This is a genomic window from Paracraurococcus lichenis (assembly GCF_030657435.1).
Lineage (GTDB): Bacteria > Pseudomonadota > Alphaproteobacteria > Acetobacterales > Acetobacteraceae > Paracraurococcus > Paracraurococcus lichenis.
Map to the genome: position 1 here is coordinate 44,296 of NZ_JAUTWS010000040.1, position 12,145 is coordinate 56,440.

10 protein-coding genes are annotated in these 12,145 nt (G+C 73.2%); 9 read left to right on the forward strand and 1 reads right to left on the reverse strand.

Annotated features, from left to right (window positions below; genetic code table 11):
* Positions 1 to 44: 44 nt before the first annotated feature.
* The 6 genes from paaA (at position 45) to Q7A36_RS27590 (ending at position 5,445) form a co-directional block, all read left to right on the forward strand.
* Complete coding sequence (paaA, locus tag Q7A36_RS27565) at positions 45 to 1,046, forward strand: 1,2-phenylacetyl-CoA epoxidase subunit PaaA (protein WP_305106987.1); 1,002 nt, start codon at positions 45 to 47, stop codon at positions 1,044 to 1,046.
* A gap of 5 nt (positions 1,047 to 1,051) precedes the next feature.
* Positions 1,052 to 1,339 (forward strand): 1,2-phenylacetyl-CoA epoxidase subunit PaaB, encoded by a 288-nt coding sequence (gene paaB, locus Q7A36_RS27570; protein WP_305106988.1) that lies wholly within the window; start codon positions 1,052 to 1,054, stop codon positions 1,337 to 1,339.
* A 2-nt stretch (positions 1,340 to 1,341) separates the two neighbouring features.
* Positions 1,342 to 2,118, forward strand: coding sequence for a 1,2-phenylacetyl-CoA epoxidase subunit PaaC (gene paaC, locus Q7A36_RS27575; protein WP_305106989.1), 777 nt, complete (start codon positions 1,342 to 1,344; stop codon positions 2,116 to 2,118).
* A complete protein-coding gene (paaD, locus tag Q7A36_RS27580; protein WP_305106990.1) occupies positions 2,115 to 2,624 on the forward strand; it encodes a 1,2-phenylacetyl-CoA epoxidase subunit PaaD in 510 nt (169 codons plus the stop codon). The genes paaC and paaD overlap by 4 nt, the downstream gene beginning before the upstream one ends.
* Positions 2,625 to 2,634: 10 nt before the next feature.
* Positions 2,635 to 3,729: a 1,2-phenylacetyl-CoA epoxidase subunit PaaE gene (gene paaE, locus Q7A36_RS27585; RefSeq protein ID WP_305106991.1), complete on the forward strand. Its 1,095-nt coding sequence runs from the start codon at positions 2,635 to 2,637 to the stop codon at positions 3,727 to 3,729.
* Positions 3,730 to 3,945: 216 nt separating this feature from the next.
* Positions 3,946 to 5,445 (forward strand): ABC transporter substrate-binding protein, encoded by a 1,500-nt coding sequence (locus Q7A36_RS27590; protein WP_305106992.1) that lies wholly within the window; start codon positions 3,946 to 3,948, stop codon positions 5,443 to 5,445.
* A 30-nt stretch (positions 5,446 to 5,475) separates the two neighbouring features.
* Here Q7A36_RS27590 and Q7A36_RS27595 read toward each other — a convergent pair whose 3' ends face one another.
* A complete protein-coding gene (locus tag Q7A36_RS27595) occupies positions 5,476 to 6,408 on the reverse strand; it encodes a hypothetical protein (RefSeq protein ID WP_305106993.1) in 933 nt (310 codons plus the stop codon).
* 452 nt (positions 6,409 to 6,860) lie between these two features.
* Here Q7A36_RS27595 and Q7A36_RS27600 point away from each other — a divergent pair, with 452 nt between their 5' ends.
* Genes Q7A36_RS27600 through Q7A36_RS27610 form a run of 3 tightly spaced genes read left to right on the forward strand, consistent with a single transcriptional unit; the run spans position 6,861 to position 11,839 of the window.
* Positions 6,861 to 7,976 carry an HlyD family secretion protein gene (locus Q7A36_RS27600; RefSeq protein WP_305106994.1) on the forward strand — a complete coding sequence of 372 codons (1,116 nt, stop codon included), beginning with the start codon at positions 6,861 to 6,863 and terminating at the stop codon, positions 7,974 to 7,976.
* Positions 7,973 to 10,717 (forward strand): ribosome-associated ATPase/putative transporter RbbA, encoded by a 2,745-nt coding sequence (rbbA, locus tag Q7A36_RS27605; RefSeq protein ID WP_305106995.1) that lies wholly within the window; start codon positions 7,973 to 7,975, stop codon positions 10,715 to 10,717. The genes Q7A36_RS27600 and rbbA overlap by 4 nt, the downstream gene beginning before the upstream one ends.
* A 3-nt stretch (positions 10,718 to 10,720) precedes the next feature.
* Positions 10,721 to 11,839 carry an ABC transporter permease gene (locus tag Q7A36_RS27610; protein WP_305106996.1) on the forward strand — a complete coding sequence of 373 codons (1,119 nt, stop codon included), beginning with the start codon at positions 10,721 to 10,723 and terminating at the stop codon, positions 11,837 to 11,839.
* Positions 11,840 to 12,145: the final 306 nt, after the last annotated feature.

Here is a 12,145-nt window from a genome sequence, read left to right on the forward strand (position 1 = left end):
TGTGACATATTGCGCCCATCGCAGCCGCGGGAGGGTGCGGTCCCATGTACACACAAGCCCTGAACCAACAGGACAGCGCCGCCCCGGGATCCGAGGATTCCGGGGCGCTCGCGCGTTTCGAGGCGCGCGTCGCGGCCGAGGACAAGATCGAGCCGAATGACTGGATGCCGGAGGCCTATCGGCGCACCCTGATCCGCCAGATCAGCCAGCACGCGCATTCCGAGATCATCGGCATGCAGCCCGAGGGCAATTGGATCACCCGCGCCCCCTCGCTCCGCCGCAAGGCCGCGCTGCTGGCCAAGGTGCAGGACGAGGGCGGGCACGGGCTCTACCTCTATGCCGCGGCCGAGACGCTCGGCATCTCCCGCGAGGAGCTGAACGAACAGCTCCTGTCGGGCAAGGCGAAGTACAGTTCCATCTTCAACTACCCGACCCTCACCTGGGCCGATATCGGCGCCATCGGCTGGCTGGTGGATGGCGCGGCGATCATGAACCAGATCCCGCTCTGCCGGACCTCCTACGGCCCCTATGCGCGGGCCATGATCCGCGTCTGCAAGGAGGAGAGCTTCCACCAGCGCCAGGGCTACGAGATCATGCTCACGCTCTGCCGCGGCACGCCGGCGCAAAAGGCGATGGCGCAGGACGCGCTGGACCGCTGGTGGTGGCCGAGCCTGATGATGTTCGGCCCGCCGGATGCCGAGAGCCAGCACACCGACCAGGCGATGCGCTGGAAGATCAAGCGCTTCACCAATGACGCGCTGCGCCAGCAATTCGTCGATGCGACGGTGCCGCAGGGCCACCATCTCGGCCTCTCCTTCCCCGACCCCGATCTGCGCTTCGACGAGGCGACGGGCCACTGGCGCTTCGGCGCCATCGACTGGGCCGAGTTCAAGGCGGTGCTCGCCGGCAACGGGCCGTGCAACCGGCAGCGCCTGAGGACAAGGCGGGAGGCGCATGCGAGCGGCGCCTGGGTGCGGGAGGCGGCGCTTGCCCATGCAGCGAAGCGCCGCGCCCGCGCCGCGGCGCAGAAGCAGGCGGCGGAGTGACGGCCATGGCCGAAGCCAACATGCCTCTCTGGGAAGTCTTCATCCGCGCCCGCGCCGGCCTGGCACACCGGCATGCCGGCAGCGTGCATGCGCCCGACGCGCAGATGGCGCTGCTCGCCGCGCGCGACACCTATACGCGGCGCGGCGAGGGCCTCTCGATCTGGGTCGTCCCCTCGGCGGCCATCACCGCGAGCGACCCGTCCGACAGGGACGCGCTGTTCGCGCCGACCGCGAGCAAGCCCTACCGGCACCCGACCTTCTACGAGGTCCCCGAAGACGTCGGGCACATGTAGCCATGACCAGCATCCTCGTCGCCCGGGAGGCGCCGCCGCTGCTGCTGCACACGATGCGGCTGGCGGATACCATGCTCGTGCTCGGCCACCGTCTGTCGGAATGGACGGGCCAGGCGCCGATGCTGGAGGAGGAGCTGGCGCTGGCCAATGCCGCCCTCGACTATATCGGCCAGGCGCGCAGCCTCTATGCCTATGCCGCGACGCTCGAGGGCAAGGGCCGGACGGAGGACGACCTCGCCTATCTCCGCGACGCGCCGGACTGGCGCAACTGGCTGATCGCCGAGCTGCCGAACGGCGACTTCGCGCGGACGGTGCTGCGGCAATTCCTGGTCGCCGCCTTCCTGCAGCCCTGGTGGCATGCGCTGGCGCAATCGAAGGACGCGACGCTCGCCGCCATCGCCGCCAAGGCGGAGAAGGAGGCGGCCTACCATCTGCGCCATGCCGGCGAATGGGTCATCCGCCTCGGCGACGGCACGGCGGAATCGCACCGCCGGATGGAGGCGGCGCTGGAGGAGCTCTGGTCCTACACCGGCGAGATGTTCGAGGCGGATGCCGCCGACCGCGCGCTGATCGAGGCCGGGATCGTCCCGGACCCCGAGACGCTGCGCGGCGCCTGGGCCGACATGGTCGGGCGCGTCCTCGCCGAGGCGACGCTCGCCATGCCGGGCCCGGCCTGGATGCAGTCCGGCGGCCGTCGCGGCGTGCATACCGAGCATCTCGGCCACCTGCTGGCTGTCATGCAGCACCTGCCGCGCTCCTATCCGGGGGCGGTGTGGTGAGCGTCCTGGCGTTCGACCGGGAGGCGCTGCGCCGCCGCGCGCTGCAGGCCGCCGGCACGGTCGTGGATCCGGAGATCCCGGTGCTGACCATCGCCGATCTCGGCGTGCTGCGCGAGGCGCGCGTGACGGAGGAGGGCGGCGTCGAGGTGGACATCACGCCCACCTATTCCGGCTGCCCCGCCATGCGCATGATCGCCCTGCAGGTGGAGGAGGCCTTGCGCGCGGCCGGGCTGCCCGCCCCGCGCGTGCGCCTGGTGCTCTCCCCCGCCTGGACCACCGACTGGATGACGGAGGCCGGGCGCGACAGGCTGCGCGCCTATGGCATCGCCCCGCCCGCCCCGCGCGCGACGCGCCGCGGGTTGTTCGGGCTGGAGGAGGCGGTCGCCTGCCCGCGCTGCGGCAGCACGGCGACCGAGACGCTCTCGGAATTCGGCTCCACGGCCTGCAAGGCGCTCCGGCGCTGCACGGCCTGCCGCGAGCCCTTCGATCACTTCAAGTGCCTCTAGGGGCGCCGCCATGAACGCCATCCCCGCGCGCACCCGCTTCCATCCGCTGACCGTCGCGGAGGTCCGACGCGAGACGCCGGATGCGATCGCCGTCACGCTCGCCGTGCCGCCGGACCTGCGGGAGGCCTTCCGCTTCATCCCCGGCCAGTACCTGACGATGCGCCGCGATGTCGACGGCGAGGAGCTGCGCCGCAGCTACTCCATCTGCGCCGGCCTCGAGGAGGGGTGCCTCCGCATCGGCATCAAGCGCGTCGCGGGCGGCGCCTTCTCCTCCTGGGCGGTCGGGCACCTGCGGCCGGGCGAGGTCATCGAGGCCATGCCGCCCGAGGGCCGCTTCGGCCTGCGGCCCGATCCCGCCGCGGCGCCGCGTACCATCCTCGGCATCGCCTGCGGCAGCGGCATCACGCCCGTGCTCTCCATCGCCCGCAGCCTGCTGGCGACCGAGCCGCGCAGCCGCGTCGTGCTGCTCTACGGCAATCGCGGCGCTGCCGACATCATGTTCCGCGAGGCGCTGGAGGACCTGAAGGACCGCTATCTGCAGCGCCTGACGATCGTGCATGTGCTGAGCCGCGAGAAGCACGAGCTGGCCGCGCTGCACGGCCGGCTGGATGCCGGGCGCATCGCCGCGCTGCTGCCCGGCCTGCTGCGCCCGGGCGAGATCGACCAGGCCTTCCTCTGCGGCCCCGCCGGCCTGGCAGAGGCGGCGACCGCGGCGCTGGCGGGCTTCGGCGTGATGCCGGAGCGGATCCACCAGGAACGCTTCACGCCTGCCGGCGGCCCCGCGCCTGCGCCGCGCCCGGCGCCGGCCGCGGCCGATGCGCCGCCGGCGGCGATGCTGGAACTCGTTATCGACGGCGTCACCCGCAGCCTGCCGATGCAAGAAGGCGAGACGGTGCTGGAGGCGGGGCTGCGCGCGGGCCTCGACCTGCCCTGGTCCTGCCGCGGCGGCATGTGCTGCACCTGCCGCGCCAGGGTGACCGCGGGCGAGGTGGCGATGGACCTCAACTATTCCCTGCAGCCCTGGGAGACCGAGGCGGGCTATGTCCTGACCTGCCAGAGCCGCCCGCGCACGCCGGTGGTCGCGGTGGACTACGACGCGGCGTGACGCCGCCGCGTGCCGGCCGGCACGGATCCCGCGCCTCGCCGCGGAAGGAATGACGGCGCGCCGGCGGCGGTTGCACGCGGTCGAGGCAGGGCATGCCTGCCACCGCATCACCCGCGTGCCGATGCGCGCGAATGAAGCGCCGGCGCCGCGCGGAGGCGATTGACAGCCCGCGGCGCGGCCCCGTTAGGCTCGGGCATCCAGCACGGGATGTCGCGCATGCGCCTCCGCTTCGGCCTCATCCTCGCCGCACTCCTCGCTGCCGGCCCGGGTTTCGCCCAGGGTCTCCGCATCGGCCTGCAGGAGGATCCCGACGCGCTGGACCCGATGCTCGGCACGACCTTCGTCGGCCGCATCGTCTTCGCCGCGCTCTGCGACAAGCTGGTCGATCTCGACCGCGACCTGAACTACGTGCCGCAGCTCGCGACATCCTGGGACTGGGGCGAGGACGGCCGCACGCTGACCCTGCGGCTGCGCGACGGCGTGGTGTTCCACGACGGCGAGCCGCTCGACGCCGAGGCGGTGCGGTTCAACCTCGACCGCTACCGCAGCACCACCGGCTCCCGCAGGCTCGCGGAATTGCGGCCGGTGCAGGCGGTCGAGGTGGTGGACCCGATGACCGTGCGCATCCGCATGGCGCAGCCCTATGCGCCGCTGCTCGGCGTGCTGTCCGACCGCGCGGGCATGATGCTCTCGCCCAAGGCGGTGCAGGCGGCGGGCGCGCGCGTGGCGGATTCGCCGGTCTGCTCCGGCCCCTTCCGCTTCGTCCGGCGCGTGCCGCAGGACCGCATCCTGCTGGAGCGGTTCGAGCGCTACTGGAACGCCGGCGCCGTCCACCTGCAGCAGGTCACCTACCTGCCGATCCCGGCGGCCAATGTGCGCCTCGCCAATCTCCGCGCCGGTGCGCTCGACATGATGGAGCGCATCGCGCCGACCGACCTGAAGGAGGCCCGCGCGCAGCGTGGCCTGCGCGTCGCGGAGAGCGTCGCGCTCGGCTACTACACCATGTCGATCAATGTCGCGAACGGCCCGCGCGCCAAGGGGCCGCTCGGCACGCCCAAGGTGCGGGAGGCGCTGGAGGCTGCGATCGACCGCCGCGCCCTGAACCAGGTGGTCTTCGAGGGCGAATTCGTCCCGAGCAACCAGGCCCAGGCGCCCGGCAGCACCTTCTACAACGCCGACCGGCCCGTGCCGCCGCGCGACCTGGCGAAGGCGAAGCGGCTCCTGGCCGAGGCCGGGATGCCGAAGCCCGCCTTCACCCTGCTGGTCGCCAATACGCCGGTGGACCAGCAGGTGGCAGAGGTGATCCAGGCCATGGCCGCCGAGGCCGGCTTCGAGATCAGGGTGCAGACGCTCGAGGCCGGCGCGCTGACGGCGGCGACCGAGCGCGGCGACTATGACGCCGCCATCGTCCTCTGGTCGGGCCGCGCCGACCCGGACGCCAATGTGAGCATCTGGCTGCAGAGCGACGGCTTCATCAACTGGGGCCGCTATGCCAACCCGGATTTCGACCGGGCCCTGGCCGAGGCACGCTCGGTCACCGACACCGCGGCGCGGCAGGCAGCCTACCGCAAGGCCAGCGCCATCTACCTGGAGGAGCGGCCGCACCTCTTCCTCTACCACTACAAGCTCTTCTGGGGGATGAGCGACCGGGTCAGCGGCTTCCAGTCGCATCCCGACGGGCTGATCCGCCTGCAGGGCGTGCGGCTGGGGCGGTAGCGGATGGGCCCGGGCGCGGGGAGGGGATCGTCACCCGCGCAGCGTCGCGTGCCAGCGCAGCACCGCCAGCGCCCCGGCCCGCAGCAGGCGCTGGTGCAGCAGCCAGCGCTCGGCCTCCGTCACCAGGGCCGCCGCCTCCGCCGCGCCGGCCGGGCGGGTGCCGTCGCGGAGGCCGGCGAGCAGCGTCTGCCAGGCTTCCGTCGCCGCGGCGGCATGGCGGGGGCCGAGGGATTCCGTGACATGCAGGGCGAAGCCGGCCGCCTGCAGCGCCGTCTCCACCGCGGCGCGCGGCGGCGGCGGCGCGGCGCGGCCGTCGAGCGTCAGCCAGCGGGCGAGGCCGGGCACCTCGCCCTCCGCCATCGCCACCGTCTCCAGCAACACGAGCTGGCCGGCGGGCTTGATCGCCGTGGCCAGGGCCTGGCAGAGCGGCCCGGGTGCGGCGCCGGCCTGCATCGGTTCCAGCGCCAGGGCGTGGTGGTGGTAGCGGGCGCGGAAGGCGGGCGCTGCGGGATCCCAGGGCTGCACCGCGACGCGGCGGCCGAAGGGTCGCACCAGCGGCGCCAGGCGCTCCGTCAGCCAGGGGTCGTGCTGATGCGCCGCGACCCAGGCGCCGCGCTGCCCGGCCAGCGCCGCCGCGGCGCCGCCGCCGTCCCGCCCGACCAGCAGCACCGTGGTCGCGGGCGAGAGCGGGAGGAGGAAGGCGAGGCGCAGCACCTCCGCCTCTCCCCCCGGGGTCAGGAAGCCGGGGCCCCAGAGGCGGTCGATCCAGAGGGCGCGGGCCTCGGCCGCTGAGAGGGTTGGGGCGGCGGGTCCTGCCGCGGGCACCGGGGCGGCCTCTGCCGTGCCGCGAGGCATTTCCCCGGCGGGCATCGCCACCCGGAACCGCCGGCCAAGCGACCGCCACCGCGCCAGGAGATCCCAGGCGGCGAAGAGGCGGCCGGCGGGCAGCGTGAGCAGCGGCATCGGTCGGTCGGCCCCTCCCTCCGGAGGCCGCCGCGAACGAAGCATGTCCCGGGTGAAGGAAGGGTGTGGACGGATGGGGGCCGTGGCGATGCGGGGCGGCGTCGTGACGCGAACCGGCACGCCCGGCGATGCGCCGTCGCGCCCCCGCTTCGCAACCAGGTCCTCGACTGCCAGCCAGCGGCGTCGGGCGAGCGCCGGCCTCCGGCCATGCCGTCCCTTGACCCACCTCAATGCCGCCTTGCCCGATCCTCCGCATCCTCGGCGGCGGATGCTGCAGGCCGGGACCCTATCCCCTCGCGACGCTGACGCCAGCTTTTCCCCGGGACGCCCATGCAGCAGGTGACGCGCCGCGGCGGTCCTGTCGCGGCGGGCGCGGCCGGATCGGCCTATGCTGGGCCGCAGCATCGCGGGGCCGATGGCGCGACCCCGGCCGCGGCGAACCGAGGGATCCGATGGACACCGATGAGCTGAGGCAGCAGCAGGCACCGGCGGCCGCCCCGCCCGGGGGCGGCCTGGTCCCGGTCCGCGAGCCGCTGCCGGTCCCGCAGCCCCCCGCCGCCCCGGCACGCCCGCGCCGGCGCGCCCTGCTCGCCCTGGCGCTGCTGGCCCTGGCGGGGGCGGGCGGCGGCTTCGCCACTTGGCGCCACCTGCAGCAGCTCCGGGCCCTGCCGCCCGGCATCGCCGCGGCCAATGGCCGGATCGAGGCCGACCAGGTGGATATCGCCACGAAATATGCCGGCCGGCTGGAGGCCGTGCTGGTGGACGAGGGCGCCATGGTCCATGCCGGCCAGGTGCTCGCGCAGATGGACACGCGCGAGCTGCAGGCGGCGCTGCGCCAGGCCGAGGCGCAGACCCGCCAGGCCCAGCGCGGCCTGGAGGCGAAGCGGGCGACGGTGGCGCAGCAGCGCAGCCAGCTCGGCCTCGCCCAAGCCGAGCTGGACCGCGCGCGGAGCCTGCTGCAGACCGGCGCCGGGACGCGGCAGGTCTTCGACCAGCGCCAGGCGGCGCGCGACGCCGCCGAGGCGACCCTCGCCGCCGCCGAGGCCGCGGTGGCCGAGGCCGCCCAGGCGGTGGAGGCGGCGACCGAGGCGGCCGAGCGCATCCGCACCCAGATCGCCGACAGCACGCTGACGGCGCCGATCGACGGCCGCGTGCAGTACCGGCTTGCCCGCAGCGGCGAGGTGCTGGCGGCGGGCGGGCGGGTGCTGACCCTGCTCGACATCTCCTATGTCTACATGACGGTCTTCCTGCCGACCGAGGAGGCCGGCCGCCTGCCGCTCGGCAGCGAGGCGCGCATCGTGCTGGACGCGCTGCCGGACTATGTCATCCCGGCCACCGTCACCTTCGTCTCGCCGCAGGCGCAGTTCACCCCGAAGCAGGTCGAGACCCGCAGCGAGCGCGACCGGCTGATGTTCCGCATCAAGCTGCGCATCGATGCCGATCTGCTCCGCCGCCATGCCGAGGAGGTGCGGACCGGCCTGCCGGGCATGGGCTATGTGCGGCTGGGCCCGGAGGTCGCCTGGCCCGCCTGGCTGCAGCCGGGGCCGCGCCGGGGGACCACCCCGTGAAGCTCGCGCTGCGGCCGGCCCTGGCGGCGCCGGCCGGGCCGGTCGCGGCGCTCGAGGGGGTCGGGCTGCGCTACGGCAGGCTCGCCGCGCTGGACGGCGTGACGCTCGAGATCCCGGCCGGCTGCATGGTCGGCCTGGTCGGGCCGGACGGCGTCGGCAAGTCCAGCCTGCTGGCGCTCGTTTCCGGCGCGCGGCGGGTGCAGCAGGGGCGGGTGACGGTGCTGGGCGGCGACATGGCCGCCCCCCGCCACCGCGAGGCGGCCTGCCCGCGCATTGCCTATATGCCGCAGGGGCTGGGGCGGAACCTCTACCCCGATCTCAGCGTGCGGGAGAATGTCGACTTCTTCGCCCGCCTCTTCGGCCAGGGCCGGGCGGAGCGGGAGGCGCGGATCGCCCGGCTGCTCGCCGCGACCGGGCTCGCGCCCTTCCCCGACCGTGCGGCGCGGCAGCTCTCGGGCGGCATGAAGCAGAAGCTCGGCCTCTGCTGCGCCCTGGTGCACGATCCGGAGCTGCTGATCCTCGACGAGCCGACCACCGGCGTCGATCCGCTCTCCCGCCGGCAGTTCTGGGCGCTGGTGGGGCAGATGCGGGCGCAGCAGCCGGGCATGAGCGTGCTGGTGGCGACCGCCTATATGGAGGAGGCGGAGGGCTTCGACTGGCTGGTGGCGATGGATGCCGGCCGCGTGCTGGCGACCGGCACGCCGGCCGCGCTGCGCGCCCGGACCGGCACGGCGACGCTGGAGGAGGCCTTCGTCGCCCTGCTGCCGGAAGCCCGGCGCAGCGGCCACCGGAAGCTGGTCATCCCGGCGCGGAGCGTCGCGGCGGGGGCGGCGCCGGCGATCGAGGCGCGCGGGCTCACTTGCGTCTTCGGCGACTTCACCGCGGTGGATGGCGTCGACCTCTCCGTCGGGCGCGGCGAGATCTTCGGCTTCCTCGGCTCCAATGGCTGCGGCAAGACCACGACGATGAAGATGCTGACCGGCCTGCTGCCGGCGACGGCGGGCGAGGCGCGGCTCTTCGGCCGGCCGGTCGATGCGCGCGATCCGGAGTCCCGCCGGCGCGTCGGCTACATGTCGCAGTCCTTCTCGCTCTATGGCGAGCTGACGGTGCGGCAGAACCTCGACCTGCATGCGAGGCTGTTCGACCTGCCGCGCGAGGCGGCGCGGGCGCGCATCGCGGCGCTCGCCGCGCGCTTCGGCCTGGCGGAGCAGATGGAGGCGAATGCCGGCGCGCTGCCGCTCGGCCTGCGCCAGCGCCTCTCCCTGGCCGTCGCGGTGCTGCACGAGCCGGAGATGCTGATCCTCGACGAGCCGACCTCGGGCGTCGATCCGGTGGCGCGCGACGCCTTCTGGGAGCTGCTGGTCGACCTCTCCCGCCGGCAGGGTGTCACGATCTTCGTCTCGACGCATTTCATGAACGAGGCGGCGCGCTGCGACCGCATCTCGCTCATGCATGCGGGCCGCATCCTGGCGACCGGCGCACCGGCGGCCCTGGTCGCGGCGCGCGGTGCGGCCAGCCTGGACGAGGCCTTCGTCGGCTATCTCGAGGAAGCCGCGGGTGCCGAGGCCGCCATCGCCGCCGCCCCGTCGCCCCCGCCGGTGCGCGCCGCCGCGGCGGCGCCGGGCCTGCGGCGGATGCTCGCCATCGCCATGCGGGAGGGGCTGGAGCTGCTGCGCGACCGGGTGCGGCTGGCCTTCGCGCTCTTCGGCACCATGCTGCTGATGTTCGTCTTCGGCATCGGCATCAACATGGATGTCGAGGGACTGGCCTTCGCCGCGCTCGACCGCGACGGGACGCCGGAGAGCCGCGGCTATATCCAGGAATTCGCCGGCTCCCGCTACTTCGTCGAGCATGCGCCGATCGCCGACGGCGCGACGCTGGAGCGGCGGCTGCGCAGCGGCGAATTGCGCGTCGCGATCGAGATCCCGCCCGGCTTCGGCCGCGACGTCATCCGCGGCCGGCCGACGGAGGTCGCCGCCTGGATCGACGGCGCCATGCCCTTCCAGGCGGAGACGGCGCAGGGCTATGTGCAGGGCGTGCACCTGGACTGGCTGGCTGGCCTGGCGCAGCGGCTGAACGCGGCGCCTTCACCGCCGGTGGCGAGCCTGGTGACGCGTTTCCGCTACAACCAGGACTTCAAGAGCCTCTACGCCATGGTGCCCGGCACCATCGCGATCCTGCTGGTCTTCATCCCCGCCATCCTGACGGCGCTCGGCGTGGTGCGGGAGAAGGAGCTGGGCTCGATCACCAACCTCTATGTCACGCCGACGCGGCGGCACGAGTTCCTGCTCGGCAAGCAGCTTCCCTATGTGATGCTGGCGATGCTGAATTACGGCCTGCTGGTCGCCGCCGCCGTGTTCGCCTTCGGCGTGCCGCTGAAGGGCAGCCTGCCGGCGCTGACGCTCGCCGCGCTGCTCTATGTGCTGGCGACGACCGGCATCGGGCTGCTGATGTCCGCCTTCACCCGCACCCAGATCGCGGCGCTGTTCGGCACCGCCATCCTGACGACGGTGCCGGCGCAGCAATTCTCCGGCCTGGTCGTGCCGACCTCGACGCTGACGGGCGCCGCCGCGCTCATCGGCAGCCTCTTCCCGACTACCTATTTCGTGCGCGCCAGCGTCGGCGTCTTCACCAAGGCGCTGGGCTTCCGCGAGCTGGCCTCCACCCTTCTCGCGCTCGCGGCCTTCTTCCCGGTGCTGGCGCTGCTCAGCATCGCCGCCCTGCGCAAGCAGGAGGACTGAGCCGTGCGGCGGCTCAGGACCATCCTCTGGCTCGGGCTGAAGGAGCTGCGGAGCCTCGCCGCCGATCCGGTGCTCGCGCTGTTCATGGTCTATGCCTTCAGCGCCGCCATCTATTCGCAGGCGACCGGCATCACCTACGAGCTGCGCAATGCCTCGGTGTCCATCCTGGACGAGGACCGCTCCCAGCTCTCCGCCCGGCTGCGCGATGCGCTGCTGCCGCCCTTCTTCCGGCCGCCGGAGCCGATCGGCGCGGCGGAGGTGGGCCCGCGGATGGACACGGCGCGCGACACCTTCGTCCTCGACATCCCGCCCAATTTCCAGCGCGACCTCGCGGCCGGCCGCCATCCGGAACTCCAGCTCAACGTGGATGCGACCGCGATGAGCCAGGCCGGCATCGGCGCGGGCTACCTGCAGCAGATCGTGGCGCAGGAGATCGCGACCTTCCTCGGCCGGACGGAGACGGTGCCGGTCGCGCTGCGGATGCGCACCGCCTTCAACCCGAACAACGAGTCCGGCTGGTTCGTCGGCGTGGTCGGGCTGATCAACAACGTCACCATGCTGGCGGTGCTGCTGGCCGGCGCGGCGGTGATCCGGGAGAGGGAGCACGGCACGTTGGACCACCTGCTGGTCATGCCGGTCTCGCCGCTCGAGATCGCGCTGGCCAAGCTGTGGTCGAACGGGCTGGTCATCACGGTCGCGACCGGCCTCTCGCTCTGGTTCGTGGTGCATGAGGCGGTGGGGATGCCGATCGCCGGTTCCGTCCCGCTCTTCCTGCTCGGCGTCGCGCTCTACCTGTTCTTCGCCACCGCGGTCGGGCTGCTGCTCGGCACCGCGGCGCGGTCCATGCCGCAGCTCGGCCTGCTGTTCATCCTGGTCGTGCTGCCGATGAACATCCTCTCCGGCGGCAATTCGCCCTTCGAGAGCATGCCGCGGGCGCTGCAGATCGTCATGAGCGCCTTCCCCTCCACGCATTTCGTCGCCTTCGCCCAGGCGATCCTGTACCGCGGCGCCGGGCTGGATATCGTCTGGCCGCAATTCCTGGCGACCGGGGGGGTCGGCGGGCTGGTCATGGCGGTGGCGCTGCTGCGGTTCCGGCGGTCGATCGCGCAGGCGGTGGGGTAGGGGAAGCGGCGCCGGCGTGGCGGCGGTCCGGCCCCTTCGTTCCCCCTGGCCCGGGGCCCGTTTCGAGGAAGCAGAGCGGGCCGTCGCAACCCCGGGGCGGGGTGGGGCGGGCGCTTGTGGGCGCGCCGGCCGCTGCGACCTCAAGCGGGTCGAGGCTGCAGATTCTTCTTCTCACTCACGTGTGAGTGAAGTATATTGTATGCGTTCAGGCGATGCCTTGGACGTCTCCTCCCAGCGATCTGCGCCGCGACCTGGGGTCGGGTGCATCGATTGCCACTCGGGCCGGTGGGCAACCACCGGCCCGCT